The 16,638-nt window shown below is 46.9% G+C and carries 18 protein-coding genes and 4 tRNA genes; 19 read left to right on the top strand and 3 right to left on the bottom strand.

The features are described 5' to 3' along the window. Genes QP775_RS10095 through QP775_RS10085 form a run of 3 tightly spaced genes read right to left on the bottom strand, consistent with a single transcriptional unit; the run spans window position 1 to window position 2,926 of the window. Complete coding sequence (locus tag QP775_RS10095) at window positions 1-1,035, bottom strand: glycosyltransferase family 4 protein (protein WP_285105600.1); 1,035 nt, start codon at window positions 1,033-1,035, stop codon at window positions 1-3. A gap of 3 nt (window positions 1,036-1,038) precedes the next feature. Further along, window positions 1,039-1,794 carry a glycosyltransferase family 2 protein gene (locus tag QP775_RS10090; protein WP_239333051.1) on the bottom strand — a complete coding sequence of 252 codons (756 nt, stop codon included), beginning with the start codon at window positions 1,792-1,794 and terminating at the stop codon, window positions 1,039-1,041. 19 nt (window positions 1,795-1,813) lie between these two features. Beyond that, on the bottom strand, window positions 1,814-2,926 hold the full coding sequence (locus tag QP775_RS10085) for a glycosyltransferase family 4 protein (protein ID WP_285105596.1): 1,113 nt from the start codon (window positions 2,924-2,926) through the stop codon (window positions 1,814-1,816). 285 nt (window positions 2,927-3,211) lie between these two features. Here QP775_RS10085 and QP775_RS10080 point away from each other — a divergent pair. The 19 genes from QP775_RS10080 to yajC all read left to right on the top strand — a co-directional run bounded on the left by QP775_RS10080 (window position 3,212) and on the right by yajC (window position 16,438). Further along, window positions 3,212-3,286, top strand: a tRNA-Gly gene (locus tag QP775_RS10080). Between the two features lie 6 nt (window positions 3,287-3,292). Beyond that, window positions 3,293-3,369 (top strand) — tRNA-Arg (locus QP775_RS10075). 17 nt (window positions 3,370-3,386) lie between these two features. Next, window positions 3,387-3,468: transfer RNA gene (locus QP775_RS10070), tRNA-Leu, on the top strand. A gap of 10 nt (window positions 3,469-3,478) precedes the next feature. After that, window positions 3,479-3,555, top strand: a tRNA-Pro gene (locus QP775_RS10065). Window positions 3,556-3,799: 244 nt separating this feature from the next. Beyond that, window positions 3,800-4,378, top strand: a complete 579-nt coding sequence (gene sigY / locus QP775_RS10060) for an RNA polymerase sigma factor SigY (protein WP_275444797.1) — start codon at window positions 3,800-3,802, stop codon at window positions 4,376-4,378. Window positions 4,379-4,381: 3 nt separating this feature from the next. After that, entirely contained in the window at window positions 4,382-4,729 is a 348-nt protein-coding gene (locus tag QP775_RS10055; RefSeq protein ID WP_239333048.1) for a DUF5345 family protein, read from the top strand. Further along, complete coding sequence (locus QP775_RS10050; RefSeq protein WP_239333046.1) at window positions 4,722-4,928, top strand: sigmaY antisigma factor component; 207 nt, start codon at window positions 4,722-4,724, stop codon at window positions 4,926-4,928. Before QP775_RS10055 ends, QP775_RS10050 begins: the two co-directional genes overlap by 8 nt. 53 nt (window positions 4,929-4,981) lie before the next feature. Then, the gene (locus tag QP775_RS10045) at window positions 4,982-5,188 is read left to right on the top strand and encodes a PLDc N-terminal domain-containing protein (RefSeq protein WP_285105592.1); all 207 of its coding nucleotides are present in this window, start codon (window positions 4,982-4,984) and stop codon (window positions 5,186-5,188) included. Continuing rightward, a complete protein-coding gene (locus QP775_RS10040) occupies window positions 5,185-6,108 on the top strand; it encodes an ABC transporter ATP-binding protein (protein WP_285105590.1) in 924 nt (307 codons plus the stop codon). The genes QP775_RS10045 and QP775_RS10040 overlap by 4 nt, the downstream gene beginning before the upstream one ends. Next, window positions 6,105-6,899: an ABC transporter permease subunit gene (locus QP775_RS10035; RefSeq protein WP_285105588.1), complete on the top strand. Its 795-nt coding sequence runs from the start codon at window positions 6,105-6,107 to the stop codon at window positions 6,897-6,899. Before QP775_RS10040 ends, QP775_RS10035 begins: the two co-directional genes overlap by 4 nt. A 102-nt stretch (window positions 6,900-7,001) precedes the next feature. Continuing rightward, complete coding sequence (locus QP775_RS10030; RefSeq protein ID WP_285105586.1) at window positions 7,002-7,736, top strand: BofC C-terminal domain-containing protein; 735 nt, start codon at window positions 7,002-7,004, stop codon at window positions 7,734-7,736. A gap of 232 nt (window positions 7,737-7,968) precedes the next feature. Continuing rightward, window positions 7,969-9,147, top strand: a complete 1,179-nt coding sequence (locus tag QP775_RS10025) for a cation:proton antiporter (protein ID WP_285105584.1) — start codon at window positions 7,969-7,971, stop codon at window positions 9,145-9,147. Between the two features lie 143 nt (window positions 9,148-9,290). Then, entirely contained in the window at window positions 9,291-9,794 is a 504-nt protein-coding gene (ruvC, locus tag QP775_RS10020) for a crossover junction endodeoxyribonuclease RuvC (protein WP_028544770.1), read from the top strand. After that, a complete protein-coding gene (gene ruvA, locus QP775_RS10015; RefSeq protein WP_239333034.1) occupies window positions 9,791-10,417 on the top strand; it encodes a Holliday junction branch migration protein RuvA in 627 nt (208 codons plus the stop codon). Before ruvC ends, ruvA begins: the two co-directional genes overlap by 4 nt. A gap of 114 nt (window positions 10,418-10,531) precedes the next feature. Continuing rightward, on the top strand, window positions 10,532-11,536 hold the full coding sequence (ruvB, locus tag QP775_RS10010) for a Holliday junction branch migration DNA helicase RuvB (protein ID WP_028544772.1): 1,005 nt from the start codon (window positions 10,532-10,534) through the stop codon (window positions 11,534-11,536). Between the two features lie 63 nt (window positions 11,537-11,599). Beyond that, complete coding sequence (locus QP775_RS10005) at window positions 11,600-13,720, top strand: SpoIID/LytB domain-containing protein (RefSeq protein ID WP_285105578.1); 2,121 nt, start codon at window positions 11,600-11,602, stop codon at window positions 13,718-13,720. A 12-nt stretch (window positions 13,721-13,732) separates the two neighbouring features. Then, window positions 13,733-14,764: a tRNA preQ1(34) S-adenosylmethionine ribosyltransferase-isomerase QueA gene (queA, locus tag QP775_RS10000; RefSeq protein WP_239333030.1), complete on the top strand. Its 1,032-nt coding sequence runs from the start codon at window positions 13,733-13,735 to the stop codon at window positions 14,762-14,764. 128 nt (window positions 14,765-14,892) lie between these two features. Then, window positions 14,893-16,029 (top strand): tRNA guanosine(34) transglycosylase Tgt, encoded by a 1,137-nt coding sequence (gene tgt / locus QP775_RS09995; RefSeq protein ID WP_239333027.1) that lies wholly within the window; start codon window positions 14,893-14,895, stop codon window positions 16,027-16,029. An 88-nt stretch (window positions 16,030-16,117) separates the two neighbouring features. Next, window positions 16,118-16,438 (top strand): preprotein translocase subunit YajC, encoded by a 321-nt coding sequence (yajC, locus tag QP775_RS09990; protein WP_285105575.1) that lies wholly within the window; start codon window positions 16,118-16,120, stop codon window positions 16,436-16,438. The last annotated feature ends 200 nt before the right edge of the window (window positions 16,439-16,638 follow it).

The following is a 16,638-nucleotide window of genomic DNA, read 5'->3' as shown; positions in this document are numbered from 1 at the left end:
TCAGATCGTCTGCGGCGTAAGGCTATTGAACACGGTCGTCAAATTGTGCATCACACGGGGCCAGTTGTATAATTGGGCTGTTTCCACAGCCTTAGCAGCAATGTACGCTCCGAATTCCGGATCCTGCAAGATACGGATAATTCCGTTCATTACACCTGTAGCATCACCTTTGTCGACCAAGACGCAATTCCAGCCATTTTTGCAAAATTCCTCGTTTCCCTCTGCTTTTGTAGTCACTACAGGGGCTCCGCATGCCATTGCTTCTACAATCGGCAGACCGAAGCCTTCGTGATAGGATGTCTGTACAAACACACCACAGTTGGCATACAGATTAGAGACGCTCTCATCCGTGGGACGAGCAAAATGTAGGTTGGAGATGCCTTTTATCCGTGGTGGCTCGATGCCAAAAGTAACTAGCGACGCTTGTGGTACGTATTTGCATACCCCTTGTATGGCGCGAACCGTAACCTCGAACCCTTTTAAATGCTGGCTTTTGCGGGAGCAGGCCAGTATGCGGTATGGATCATAGTCGTGGGTGCGATTAGGCTTGAACATATCGAGATCAACCGCGATAGAAATGTTGGTGGCATGTTGTCGAAAACGATGCAGCAGCTCATTGGTGGTCCAGTCTGCAATAGTAAGCATGCGGACAGGCAGGCGATAGGTCTGTCTGACTCGTTCCTGCATATCGGGCAGATTTGGATAATAGCTTTCTTCAATATCCTGTACCAAATATAAAGGGACCCCTTGACCGCCTTGATTTGGATCGCAGCTGTTCCAGACGACCGGCAGGGTCCTCCACCATGTAGCAATCTTGATGGCATGCATGGATTTTAATTCTTTAAACATAAGCGTATAGCTCGCGAAGCTTCTAATTTTGATGTGAAGTGGAAACCATGTAGGCTGCCCGTCGAGAGCAAATAAGTGCACCTTAACACCGGATTGATGCAGTCGATTGACCTGTTCGATCACATTTTTAATGCCGCCGGATAATCCAACCTTCTCCAATACGTATACAACTTCTAAAGTTGACATGTCTTATAGACGCTCTCCCTTCCAAGTTGCCCAAAACAGCCTTCTGGCTTCCAGTTCCTTATGGCGCCAATAACGGTTTTTGTTAGCTCTAGTTGTGCCGCGCGTATAGCCTTCCAGATGTACAGCCGAGGCTGTTCCACAATACACGACTCGCCAACCTTGTTTCCTAGCTCTGTAGCAGTAGTCTACATCCTCATAGGCGATAAAATATAAATCAGATAGCAGGCCAATCGTGTGGATCACGTCTCTACGTATAAGCATTAAGGCGCCTGTAACCGCATTGACGTCTTCGATAGCTAATGCAGGTGGATAATCGGCAGGCTGATGACGATAACGGTGATCAAAGTAACCTCTAGTAGAAGGAAACACCCCTGCATGCTGAATGGTTTGATTCGGATAAAGCAAACGGGCACCGACAATGCCGATATCGGGAGAAGAATTCATCGTATGCAGCATTTGGCTCAGCCAGCCCATCTGCTCAAAGATAATGTCATTGTTCGCGAGTACTACATAATGGCCGAGTGAAGCCGCAATGCCTTCATTCACCGTTTTGCTGAACCCGCCGTTACTTGTTCGTGTGATGAGCCTAAGTTGCTCTGATGCTGCCCACGCGGACAAAGCTTGTTGAACGGGGGGAGGACTCCCATCATCAACAACGATAATTTCGTTAGGCAAATCGTTGATGGTTGCACGGAAACTATTGACGCATTGCTGAACCAAATCGACCTGATGAATAGTAGGTATAATTAAGCTGATCACTCTATTTCTCCCTCCATTCTTAGAGGTTGTGCAGTTGCTGAAGCCTGCTAATCATCTGAGTCGCACTCTGCTCCCAAGTATACTGTTCAGTTAAGATGCGTCTTCCTAGCTCAGCCTTTGCAGCGGCTTCTTCCGGATGAGTGTATACATGCCGCATGAGCAGACGCAGATGGTTCCTGTCAGGTATAGCCCAATACAGCCGAGGATAAGCAGGATTAGATGCCACAAATCCTTGTACTTGGATCAGATAGCCGTTGCTATCGTTCATAAAATCCAAATGAGCAGACCAATTAGTCGTGATGACGGGCAAGCCTGATGCCATGGCTTCCATCACGGTTAAGCTCCAGCCTTCTCCTCTTGTTGGCAGGACATAACAATCAGCAGTATTGTATAACGCAGCCAATTGCTCTTCGGACCAACTTCCAGTCGTTGATAATAAAATGACAGAAGGACGTGGTTTATCGCTTACTTGCACGGATATCCGGTCAATATAATGCTGTTGTTGTAAGATTTCCTGCTCGCTGGAGGCTCTCGTTTTCAAAATTAGGCATACATCTTCTGATTCATCGAATTCTTCGAAAAAGGCAGATACTAACGTCTCGATGCCTTTGCGCTCATCAAAAGAGCAGACAGCAAGGAACGCATATTGTCTTCTCCCTGGGATCGGAATCGTGCTTGGTCGCGGCTGGAACAGGACGGAATCGACACCATAGGGCATGGTGTGAATTTTGTGCAGCGGGATGCCGCTCTGGGCGAAGGAAGTTCTATTAAAGGTGGAAGGCACCCATATTTCATCCATCATGTTGCATCTTCTTGCCCAGTTGAAGGGAAGTCGATTGCACTCAAACATGGTCATCCCAATTGTATATTGCACACTCGACTTCACAAAATGGTAAGCGGGATAGTGGAACAGCATGGGATGTCTTGGTGGCAGCGGTGTGTGTGTCAAGGTTCCCAATATGGCTTCTACATTGGGATCAAGCGGTACTCTTACTTGCTCAGCGTGAATTGGCGTAAAACGAACGTGTACCCCTTTCTTCGCCAGCTCAAGTACAAGTTGTCGGTTAGCCTTTGCGTAGCCAGTAGGTTCATAAAGGGTACCGACATTGTGGATGTATAACGATTCGCTCACAAGGCACACCTCCTTTTACATGGCCAAATTCGTGATTATAAGGGGAAAGGCATTTCACATTACAAAGTCAATTATTAAAAGATATGATGACGAAGCGAAATAGGTAACGGCTTATGCCATTTATCACGACGATTCATTGAGGTCAAGAAAAAAATACCACTAAAAAAATCAGAAAAAAAGTTTGCATTTTAATATTTAGTCTGATATATTAGATCATGTCCTCGCGAAACGGGACACGGCGAAAGAAAGAGTATATTGCCGTATGAACGAGAAAATTAAAGATATGCGGACATAGCTCAGTGGTAGAGTATCGCCTTGCCAAGGCGAGGGTCGCGGGTTCGAATCCCGTTGTCCGCTCCATTATATGCGCCCTTAGCTCAGCTGGATAGAGTGTTTGACTACGAATCAAAAGGTCGGGAGTTCGAATCTCTCAGGGCGCGCCATCTTTACAACTTGATATGCCGGTGTGGCGGAATGGCAGACGCGCGCGACTCAAAATCGTGAGGGAAACCGTGGAGGTTCGAGTCCTCTCACCGGCACCATAATGTAGTTCGGGACGTAGCTCAGCTTGGTAGAGCACTTGGTTTGGGACCAAGGGGTCGCATGTTCAAATCGTGTCGTCCCGACCATTAATATGAAGAACCGTCGGTTATGTGCCGACGGTTTTTGTTTTTTTATTATACTTCCGATTGATGATTGACTGGGATAACATTCAGATATACATACTTATTAGATAGCTTCCGCAAATCTTACTTCAAGCAATTTCCTCTCTACATAACATCATTCCAATTTAATAGATGGTTTTATCTGATATTAGCTCACAAATGATTTCCTAAACATTATAAAATATATTTTTTGCATTGCTTTGAACGAATGGACAGTCTTCATCGTACTACTTGGGACTGCAGTCGATACAACTTAAATACAAAGGGTGTGAGAGCGATTACCGAACAGCATACTATTGACCTTGCTCGAGCAGGGGACACGGCTGCACTCGCCCTCCTGTTACAACAGAATTACACCTTTGTTCGGAACTATGTGTTGAAGTTGACGATGAATCCGGCTTTAACAGATGATATCGTGCAGGATACGATGCTTAAGAGCATGGAGAAGCTGCATTTGTACAACGGTTCCTCCAAATTCTCGTCCTGGTTGATTACAATAGCTACTCGAATCTATGTTGATCTGATAAGAAGACAAAAAGTCGAGAAGCGTTGGCAGGAGCAGGCCATACGCTCAATGCGTTTTCAGATGGAGGCCCATAATGAAGAGTGGACAGATCTGCTAGATTCCTTAGGAAAACTTCCACCGGAGCAGCGGGCTGCGATCTTATTAAAGCATTATTATGGCTATACCTATCCGGAAATAGCAGAGATGCTTGGCTTGAGCGAAGGAACTGCCAAATCCCGTGTCTTTTATGGTATTGAGCACATTCGAAAGGAGCTGAAATAAGACATGGATCCTAAAAAGTTGCCAGAGACAGAAGAGGAATGGACAGCTCTGCTCAAGGGAGAGCTTGCCAAAGTTGATGTCCTCAGTGAAGAGGAGCCGATCCCCGATCAGAAGTATCTGATTGCTATGCTTACGGAACATAAACAAAGGCAAAAGCAAGCACTTTGGCGTGAATTAAGTGTGTTGTGGTTGGTTGCTGTTGTCGTGTTGCTAGGTGGATTGGCTTTGGCAGTGACCGATATATCCGTATATGTCTTGCTGCAGTTCGTGTTATTGATCGGCGTCCTGGGCGGATTGCTCACACGAGAATATAAAATCAAGCGACGGAGAAGAGGGACGTCTCATGAATAATGGGAGTGATATTCCGTTGTGGGTATTGTGTGTGCTCGTCCCTATGTTGATCACACAAGGCACCTGTTTGTTTCTGCATGCACGCAAGCATGGCTATTATCCGTGGTTATGGGCGCTGTGGGGATTTATCAGTATCCCTTTGCCCACTATCTTATACATTCTCTTCGTCGTTAGACCATGGAGAAAAGCAGCTAAATAGGTGAGTGGAATGAAGGGAAGTATTTCACTGCTGAATAAGAGGGGGACATCGTTATGAATATGTCATGGTCCGATATACCGTGGAATATCATTATGCCGCTGCTTGTCATACAACTTATATTAATGGTTGTGGCTTTAGTATCGCTAGATAAGACAGAGTCGACTAACGGACCTAAAGGACTTTGGTTGGCCATTATTATATTGTTAAACATGCCTGGATGCATTGCTTATTTCTTAATAGGCAGAAAGGAGCAAAGATGAGCGAGTTCGTCATATCCGAATTAAGCAAAGAATACGGCAGTCATAAAGCAGTCGACGCCGTTAATTTTAAGATACCGAGCGGCAGTTGTACAGCTCTTCTCGGTCCGAATGGAGCAGGGAAGACAACAACGCTTCATATGCTGACAGGCGTAACCAAACCAAGCTCAGGATCGGTTACTATGATTGATAAGACGGGTAAGAAACATCAAGGGGATCTAAGACGCTGGATTGGATTTATGCCGCAGTCACCAAGCTTTCACTATTGGATGAATGGCAGTGAATGGCTGCAAATGATGGCGCAATTAACAGGCAGCAGCAAGCGTCAAGCCCGTATTGCTGCGGATGAGTGGCTAGAAATAGTAGGACTGGCGGACGCGGGGCAGCGGAGCATCGGTGGATATTCGGGCGGAATGAAGCAGAGGCTCGGTCTTGCCCAAGCCATGATTGCGCAGCCAGAACTGCTTGTGCTTGATGAACCAGTATCTGCGCTCGATCCCATTGGCAGGCGTGAGGTTATGGCACTGCTTCAATCGCTGAAACGTCGTACAACTATTTTGTTCTCCACTCACGTGCTGCATGATGCTGAAGATTTGTGTGATGAGCTTATTATTTTGAAACGAGGAAGTATATTGATGCAGGGTCAATGGGATACACTGCGCAAACAATCAACTGATCCTCTGTTTTCGATTGAGGTCGAGCAGCAGCCAGCTGCACTTGCCTGGCTGCACAAATTGGGGGAACTCCCTTTTGTTAAAGCAGCAGAGATCCGCTCCACACGAGCCGAATTAACTGTACAGGGTTATGATGAAGCAAGGGATTATTTGTTGCGGCAGATTCACGAACAACAAATTCCGCTCGTTAGCTTTGAAGCAGGCGTAAACACATTAGAGCAGTTGTTTATGAAGGCGGTGGGATCATGAGAACGTGGTTCGTTCTTTACCAGAAAGAATGTAAGGAAATGCTGCGTAATTATAAATGGATTTGGGTGCCGTTAGTATTTGCTGCTCTGGGTATTGCTCAGCCAGTCACCATGAAATTTATGCCTGACATTTTGTCGATGGCTGGGAGCCTGCCGGAGGGCTCGATAATAAAGATTCCACTCCCTGTGCCAGGCGAGGTGCTTGGTCAAACACTAAGTCAATTCAATACCGTTGGTTTATTGGTACTTGTACTCGCCTTGATGGGAGCGGTATCAGGCGAATTAAAGTCTGGAACGGCTGCTGCGCTGTTGATTAAGCCGGTATCCCATGTCAGCTACATGATGGCGAAGTGGGCGGGAGCCGTCTCTTTGACTATTCCCTCAGTCTTGATTGGTTATTTATGTTCCTGGTATTACACGGAGCAGTTGATTGGGCATATCGATATATTATCCGGCGTGACAGCAGCTTGCCTTGCATTAGGATGGTTCATATGGATATCAAGTCTTACGGTAGCGATGAGCTCACTGCTTAATCATGCAGGTGGTTCAGCTTTTGCTGCGCTGGCCGCCGCTATGATGACAAGTATTCTATCGGGTCTGCTTCCAGCGTCTAGTGGATGGATGCCTTCCAAGTTGCTGCAAGGAGCCCAACTGGTATTGATGGATATGGATTTGCCATTTGATTGGCCGATTGCAGCACTAAGCACGCTCATTATAATACTGGTACTGATGGCGATTGCCGTCATGCGCAACGCTCGACGCAGCACATGGCTGCCTGCTTCGCATGAGTAATCAGCTCGGCACAAACATGAATAGATGAATTGAATTTAATAAGTATAGAGTTCCCCTTCGTTTGGCCACACTATAAAAAAAGTGGAAATGAAGGGGATTGTTATGACTGGGGAGCATCGTTCCAATACATGGTTCTCTTTTCGCATGAATCAGCTCAAAAAGCTTCTAAAACGCTGGAAGCGGCCGCTTTGGTCGTTAGCTACATTGCTATTATTTATCGGGGCACTCGTCATTGGAGTAAGACTTATGGATGCTACACGAGAGAAGACTGACGCAAGCGAGACGCAGATGAATGCAGTTGCAGAAACATTTGCCCCGCTGCACGAGGCGAACGCCATCCATAAGGACGCGTTGACGGAACAAGTGATGAAGCGGTTATCTGACCGAAATACACATTACATCGTTGTGCATCGTATGCAGTATATTTGCGGTCAGACAGACGATATTCTCGGTTCCAGGCCTTCTTCTGAGATTGTGCGTTCTTTACTTGACCATCCGGATTGGATAGCTTCCTTCGATGAGCATAACCGTGTTGTACTGGAGCAGAAAATTGATGATCTGTCGGAGACATGCAAGCGGAATGCGTTTATTGGTGTAGACCGTGACGGAAAATTAACCTTATACGAGGGCACACCTGAAAAGGAGAAAGTGATTCGAACGTTTTTCCAATTGGATGTGGAATCAGTAGAGAGTGCATTACCGCCTCAAGTGATCAAACAGCTTAAGGATGGGATTAGAATTACAGATATAGATGAATATAATAGTGTGCTTTCCACATTTAGTGATTATGCGGTAGAAGATACCAAGAAAGTGATGAAACCGACTACATTGCCTTAACGTAATAATAGATGAGGGAAACCCAAACAGGACGCCGTAACCGACGTCCTTCTTTTTTTGCCTATATACGGTGCTGCTTCCATGCTTCGCAGTACTGTTGTATGATCTTCGCCAGATCTCAAGTATAGGTATGCACACAGCATACTGTAATAGGCTTGCCCATGTTGAAGAATCCGATAAAAGATAAAGTCGGTTTACGGTTATACTAAGGTTTGCTGAAAGGGGAATGTGTATGGAACTTATGCTAATGTTACTTATTATCTTGGTGGCTACGAAGCTGGCCGGAGACTTGTCTGTGCGACTTGGACAACCAAGTGTTTTAGGCAAGTTGGTCGTAGGAATTTTGATCGGTCCAGCAGTGTTAGGTTGGGTCAATGAAGGTCATCTGATCTCCGAGATGGCCGAAGTTGGGGTCATTTTACTGATGTTTATCGCAGGCTTGGAAACAGATATGGAACAGTTAAAGAAAAATTGGAAATCTGCGTTTGCAGTTGCTATAGGTGGTATTATTCTTCCTTTCATAGGGGGGTATGCCGGAGGTGCGGCCTTCGGACTGGATAGCACACAAGCTATGTTTGTTGGGCTGCTGTTATGTGCGACGTCAGTCAGTATTTCTGTCCAGACGTTGAAGGATATGAACCAGCTCAGCTCGCGTGAAGGTACGACTATATTAGGAGCAGCAGTGGTTGATGACGTATTAGTTGTCATTTTGCTGGCCTTTATGTTGAGCTTTCTAGGCGGCAGTGCCGATGTCTCTATTGGTTTGGTAATCGGGAAAAAGGTACTGTTCTTCGCAGGCGCGATTGTGCTGGGATGGTTTGTCGTGCCGCGTGTGATGAAGTGGCTCGCTCCACTCCAAGTGTCGGAAGCTGTTATTAGTGCGGCACTTATTATTTGCTTCTTCTTCTCTTACGGTGCAGAATGGCTTGGTGTAGCTGGGATTATTGGAGCATTTGCAGCCGGAATTGCGATCTCCCAAACCAAATTTAAGCACGAGGTTGAGCACAAGATTGAGCCGATTGCGTATGCGATATTTGTCCCGATTTTCTTTGTGAGCGTAGGATTAAAAGTTTCATTCGAAGGTCTGGGCGAACATATTTGGTTTGTAGTTGTGTTTACACTGATTGCGATTGTAACGAAATTAATCGGATGTGGATTCGGTGCACGATTAACTGGCTTCAATCGCAAAAGTGCGATCGGTATCGGTGCTGGTATGGTATCTCGTGGTGAAGTAGCACTCATTATTGCTACCACCGGACTTGCGGGCAATTTGTTTGACGTGCAGTACTTTACCCCGATTGTCATCGTGGTTATATTAACTACATTGGTAACACCACCGATGCTCAAAGTGGCATTTAAAGGGATTCATCCCGCAAAAACAAAAGATGAAGTGCTTGATATGGAAGGCTAATAGTGAATTTTTAAGTTCGTTTCGAGTGCGAAATTGAATCAATTGGATCATCTCAAGTCTCATTCTCTTCCTGCCGATCTATGTTATAATAAGAGAACACATATGTTCGCTTGTGACATGGTTCGGTAAGGGAGAGATTTTTTTTGCGCATTTTGGGGATTGACCCGGGAATTGCTATAGTTGGGTTCGGATTTGTTGATAAGCAGGGCAGTAGAATTACTCCTGTGCAGTTCGGATCGATTCAGACCGAATCAACTACCGCACCCGAGGTGAGGCTGCTGCAAGTGTTCGAGGCGACGGAGCAGTTGTTGGATCAATTCAAGCCTGACGCTATGGCAGTGGAGAAGTTGTTTTTCAATCGCAACGTTACGACGGCTTTCTCGGTAGGTCAGGCACGGGGCGTTACGATACTGGCTGCGGCCAAGCGTGGTATTCCGATTGCGGAGTATACGCCCATGCAAGTGAAACAAGCAATTGTTGGTTACGGCAAGGCAGAGAAGAAGCAGGTGCAAGAGATGGTAAAGCTATTTTTGAAGCTGAAGACGGTTCCTAAGCCTGACGATGTGGCGGATGCGCTGGCCATCGCGATTTGCCATGCGCACTCGAGCGGATTACAAGACCAATTGAACGGGGTATTGCGACGATGATAGATTTTTTGAGAGGGCAAGTAGCCCATTTAGAGACAGAGTATGTGATCATTGATGTGAATGGAATCGGCTACCGTGTGTATTGTCCTAATCCATATGTATTTGCCAAGTCAGTTGAGCCCGTTACGGTGTATACGCATCATCATGTTCGTGAAGACGCTATATTGCTTTACGGATTCAGCAGTCGTCAGGAGCAGAAGCTGTTCAGACGCCTGATTGATGTAAATGGCATCGGACCCAAGGTAGCGCTTGGCATGCTGGCAGGGGGCAAGCCAGAAGCAGTTGTGATGGCGATTCAGCAAGAAAACCTTGCGTTTCTAACTAAGCTGCCGGGTATCGGCAAGAAGACGGCACAGCGGCTTGTGCTTGATCTGAAGGACAAGCTGGATTCGATTGGACTGGATTTGAGCTTAACGGCACAATCCCTATTCTTGGATACACCGACAATTGTAAGCGATGATGGACATCCTGCATGGAGCGAAGCACGCGAAGCGCTGAAGGCGTTAGGCTACAGGGATAACGAGCTGGATCATGCATGGCATGAACTACAGCATCGTGTCCATGCGGATGAAAGTGTGGATTCTTTAATGAAGAAGGCATTGCAACAGTTATTTAAGGCTTAAGTTGTACTAGATTGGGATTAGCAGCAAGGTGTCTGACAGGATGTCTAACTTCGCCTTTGCCATGGCTTTTTGCCAGATCAGAACGTTTTTAGAGGAAAGAAAGGCGGTTGACGAATGGACGAGCGTATTATTTCGGCCAACTTCATGATGGAGGATCAAGCGGTTGAACTTAGTCTGCGGCCGCGATATTTAAATGAATATATTGGGCAGGCGCAGGTGAAGGACAATCTGAAGGTGTTCATTGAGGCTGCCAAGATGAGGAAGGAAGCACTCGATCACGTATTGCTGTACGGGCCGCCTGGACTTGGGAAGACGACATTGTCCAATATTATTGCGAATGAGCTCGGTGTCAGTATACGTACGACTTCAGGTCCAGCCATCGAACGTCCCGGAGATTTGGCGGCACTGCTGACGAATCTTCAGGAAGGCGATGTTCTGTTTATCGATGAGATTCATCGTCTGCACAGGACAGTAGAGGAAGTGCTGTATCCTGCGATGGAGGACTTTGCGCTTGATATTATTATCGGCAAAGGTCCAAGTGCTCGATCAGTTCGGCTCGATCTGCCCAAGTTTACGCTAATAGGTGCTACAACACGTGCTGGATTGTTGTCTGCTCCACTGCGTGATCGTTTTGGAGTCGTCAGCCGCTTGGAGTACTACAAGACAGATGAGCTTAGCTACATTGTCTCACGTGCCGCTGATATTCTTGGCGTTGAGGTGCTGGGAGATGCATCGGATGAGATTGCAATTCGTTCGCGGGGAACACCACGAATTGCGAATCGTCTGTTGAAGCGTGTCCGTGACTTTGCACAGGTCCGCGGAGATGGAATTATTACGACAGAACTGGCTAATGAGGCGCTGAAGTCCATTCAGGTTGACCAGTTGGGCCTCGATCAGATCGACCATAAGATGCTGCAGGCGATGATTATGAACTTCCGCGGCGGTCCGGTTGGTCTGGACACGATTGCGGCAACGATTGGAGAAGAAAGTCAGACAATTGAAGATGTGTACGAACCTTATTTGTTGCAAATCGGCTTTCTCCAGCGTACTCCACGCGGACGTGTTGCGACGCCGCAGGCTTATGCCCATCTAGGCATCCCAATGCCAGACAAAAACTAATACACGCGTCCAGCGTATATGAGTATACAGCTTGTTTTAACGGAGAGAAGGAGATGTTGTTAGATGATTCGAGTAAGACGCACATTATTATGTTTAGCAGCGAGTGCCTTGCTATTAGGAAGTCCGCTGCTTCATGATCATGCACAAGCCGCGGCAGCCAACACCGGTTCGAAGGTGAGCGGCCAAGCTGCTGCGGATAAAGCGAAAGTGACGGCGGGGGAGACCATTCGCGCCGCACTGTTTGCAAATCTGGGAAACAAGTCGCCGGGACATACGCAGCAGGTTACGCTGACTTCACCAGAAACAATTACAGTACAGGCGAGAACAGCACAGAATGAGCTGGCACTGGGTATTTCGCAAGCACGATATAGTATGGATCAGTATCAAATTAAGGTCATTGAAACAAAAGACAAAGCGACGGCACAAGCCGTTCTTAAGAAAGTTCAGGTTTCTGATTCCGCCAGATTAATACATATTCCTCGTAGAGGAGCAACATTCTACGCCGTATATGCTGGTTACTATAATACGGAGAATGAAGCATCTCAAGCACTCAAACGGTATGAAGGAGATGCTTCGATACAAGCCTCTTTGCAGGGTGCGCGGTCGACGATAGCGGGACCGCATTACCTCCAAGCCGGGACCTATAACAGCTTGGCCGAGGCAAAGACGACGCTGCAACTGCTGCTCGATGCCAGCTTTGATGCAAATGTAGTCATTATTCAGAGCAGCGGCAAGACAACTGCTGCTGTATGGGTAGGACAAGCGAGCTCTCAAGCTGCATTGGATAATGTACAAGCAACGATCGGACAAGCTCTGCCAGCCGTTAATATTCGACCAGTACAAGCAACCGGTGCCTTGGTGCAATCGTTGGAAGATACAGGTTCTGGCACGATTTCTCATTACCGTGTGTATGGCAATGAGAAATGGGGCATTGAACCTGCAAAGGACTCCACCATTAAAGTAACGGAACGATCACAACGTACCTATCGCGGTCTGATGGAAGTGAGTGTCCATAATAAAGAACTGGCACTTGTAAATGAGCTTCCCCTTGAGCAGTACCTTGTGTCCGTTGTGGGCGGCGAAGTTTACTCTAGTTGGCCAGCAGAGACATTAAAGGCGCAAGCGGTAGCTGCACGCACATTTGCATTGTATCAGAACGGCAAGTTCGAGATTGCCAACGTCGTGGACACGACGCTGAGCCAAGCTTATTATGGGACAGAGAAGGAGCATTCTAACATCAAGTCAGCCGTGGAGGCGACTGCCGGTGAAGTGCTCACGCAGAACGGCAAGCTGATCGAGGCGATCTTTAATTCGAACGCCGGGGGAAAGACAGCCGATCCAAGTGAAGTATGGGGTGGAAGCTATGGCTATTTTCAAGTAGTCGACAGTCCCGATGACGTTATTCAAGAAGGCAAGAAAAACTGGTATTATGTCGCTCTTCCTAGCGGAGCGCTCGGTTACGTTCGCGAAGACGTAGTGACAAAGGAGGCGAGCCGGAACAAAGCCGGGCTTCAAATCGCTTATCCGAAGGAGAACGGTACAAACATTCGGCCAATACCAGCTATTCAATCCAATGTGAATCCTGTAGCCCAAGCGGATAAAGGAACGGGGTTAATCGTATTAAATACCGTTCCAGAATCGACGGAGTATGCTTGGATGCGTGGGCCTTATACGGCACAAGAAGTTACAAATATGATTAAGTCCTCAACGAAGACCGCTTTTAGCGGCACAGTGCAGAAGCTGGCAGTGACAAGTCGAGGACCTTCCGGACGGGTGACCAAGATGGAAGTAAACGGTGTGCCGATTCAAGTCAGCTATCCAGACAGCTTCCGCAGTGTATTCGGTGGGCTGCCAAGCACATTGTTTGAGGTCGTATCGAGCAGCAACTATACAGTAGCCGGAGCGAGTGGTAAATCTACAGATAAGAATGGCATCAGTGGCGGTACTGCCGTTGACGGCAAGTCCTCTTCACCGCAAAATCTTAAAGATGGCGCAATTGCCATAAACGGAAAAGGCGAGGCAAAGGCAATAAATTCACAGCCAACCTATTTCTTTAAAGGTAAGGGTTATGGTCATGGCGTCGGCTTATCCCAATGGGGGGCCAAAGGATTGGCAGACAAAGGGTATGATTACCAGAAGATTTTGAAATACTATTACAAAAACGTGGAACTCATAAAGCGTTAGGATGAACAGACGATGAATGTGAACTTATTTGATTTTCATTTACCAGAACAGCTAATCGCACAGACACCTTTGCAAGATCGTACCGCATCGCGTTTATTGACGCTGGACCGCAATTCAGGACATGTAGAGCACCATACGTTTACCGATATTATTAATTATTTGCAACCCGGTGATCTGCTTGTCCTTAACGATACTCGTGTCATTCCCGCTCGATTGTTCGGGGTAAAGCCCGATACAGGAGCTAAGATGGAAGTACTGCTGCTGAAGCAGGAGGAAGGCGACGTATGGGAGGCACTCGTTAAGCCTGCTAAGCGTCTGAAGCTAGGTGCTGTAGTTACCTTTGGCGAGGAACTGCGTGCAGTTGTGGTGGAAGAGCGGGATATGGGTGGAAGATTGCTTCGTTTTGAATACGATGGTATTTTCCAAGAAATATTAGACCGGCTTGGGGAGATGCCGCTCCCGCCTTATATTAAAGAACAGTTGAATGACCGTGAGCGCTACCAGACGGTGTATGCCAAGCATGAAGGTTCGGCTGCTGCGCCAACCGCTGGACTGCATTTTACAACGGAGCTGCTTGAGCGGATTAAGGACAAAGGCATTCGAATCGCTTCTGTGACGCTTCATGTCGGACTCGGTACTTTCCGACCGATGTCAGCAGAGCGTGTGGAAGAACATGTGATGCATGCGGAGTACTATGAAATGCCTGAAGAGACAGCGAGTCTCATTCGAGATACGAAAGCAAAGGGTGGTCGAGTTATTGCGGTAGGAACGACTTCAGCGAGAACGTTGGAGACGGTAGCACAACGATTCGCAGGGCAACCGATTCAGGCATGCTCAGGCTGGACGGATATTTTTATGTATCCTGGCTACCAGTTCCTTGTAGTGGACGCATTGCTAACGAATTTCCATTTGCCCAAGTCTACACTTGTTATGCTGGTTAGTGCTTTAGCAGGACGTGAACACATCATGCATGCGTATGAAGAAGCTGTTACCAATGAATATCGTTTCTTTAGTTTTGGTGATGCGATGTTTATCCATGGGTAGTGCAGGCTAACAAGCGGATGTATGTTGTCAAAGTGCCATAATTCCGCTATACTGTCACTTTAAAATTAATTGCTCATAACGTAAATAAGAACAGACTAGACGAATCTACGATAAGGATGATCACTAACATGGCAGCAGTGACTTACGAACATATAAAGACGTGCAAGCAAACAGGCGCGCGTCTTGGCATTGTGCATACACCGCACGGTTCCTTTGAGACACCGATCTTCATGCCGGTGGGCACATTGGCGACAGTAAAGACAATGAGCCCGGAAGAACTGAAGGAAATGGAAGCTCGTATTATTTTGAGTAATACGTATCATTTGTTTTTGCGCCCGGGACACGAGATCGTGCGTGAAGCTGGTGGACTGCATAAGTTTATGAATTGGGATCGTGCCATTCTGACAGATAGCGGCGGTTTTCAAGTATTTAGCTTGAGCGACATGCGCAAGATCGAAGAAGAGGGTGTTCATTTCCGCTCTCATTTGAACGGTGATAAGCTGTTCCTGTCGCCCGAGAAGGCGATGGAGATTCAAAATGCTTTGGGCTCTGATATCATGATGGCTTTTGATGAATGTGCACCTTTTCCTGCCGAGCATGCTTATGTCAAGCATTCATTGGAACGGACGACACGCTGGGCAGAACGGTGCTTGGAAAGTCATGCTCGACCACATGATCAGGCATTGTTTGCAATCGTGCAAGGCGGTATGTATGAGGATCTGCGTATTCAGAGTGCCAAGGATTTGACTTCGATGGATTTCCCGGGGTATGCTATTGGGGGACTCAGTGTTGGTGAGCCTAAGCATCTGATGTATGAGGTGCTGGACACTACCATGCCTTACTTGCCGGACAATAAGCCTAGGTACTTGATGGGCGTTGGTTCTCCTGATGCACTGATTGAAGGAGCGATGCGCGGAGTTGATATGTTCGACTGCGTGCTTCCAACACGTATTGCCCGCAATGGTACAACAATGACCAGTCAAGGCAGATTGGTTGTACGTAATGCGAAGTATGCGCGTGATTTTGGCCCACTTGATCCGAATTGTGATTGTTACACTTGCCGCAACTACTCGCGTGCGTATCTGCGTCATCTGATTAAGGCAGATGAGACGTTCGGATTACGATTAACGACTTATCATAATTTGCATTTCCTTGTGAATCTGATGAGTCAAGTGCGTGAAGCGATTCGCGAGGATCGTTTGCGTGATTTCCGGGACGAGTTCTTTGAACGTTATGGCATGGATCGCAACGAAAGCGGCTTCTAATCTTTGGGTGGACAAGCTTCCCGCAGACATGATAAGGGAAGCTTGATATCCGTACATAGAATATGTAAATGAAAGGGGGAGTAACAAGATGTCTATCGAGATAGCTGCAGCAGCACCAACAGGCGGATCTAGCATATGGTCCTTGCTTCTTCCGTTTGTATTAATGTTTGCTGTATTTTACTTTTTGCTTATCCGTCCGCAACAGAAGAAATCTAAGACTCGCAATTCGATGCTTAGCGCTCTGAAGAAGAATGATAAGATTGTCACAATCGGCGGACTTCACGGTACAATCGTGGAGATCACAGACGATACAGTTGTGCTGCGTGTGAACGATGTAACAAAGCTGACATTTGATCGCAGCGCGATCAGTCATGTTTCTGCAAGTTCTGAAGAGAGTGCTTCTGCATAATACGGAGGATGCACTGCTTGGGATTAATATTGTAATCATGGCCGATCACATCGGTAAAGCAGGCTGTTGAGATAATCTCAACAGCCTGCTTTTTTATTTTGAGATAAGCTTGAGATGGTGTGGGTGCTGGTTGTGGCTGCATATTGATATTTATAAAATAGTAAAAAAAGGAAAATAAAAGTGAAACATGCAGCTCAAGT

Source organism: Paenibacillus sp. UMB4589-SE434 (genome assembly GCF_030226685.1).
Classification (GTDB): domain Bacteria; phylum Bacillota; class Bacilli; order Paenibacillales; family Paenibacillaceae; genus Paenibacillus_B.
This window is presented reverse-complemented; position numbering and strand designations above follow the sequence as displayed.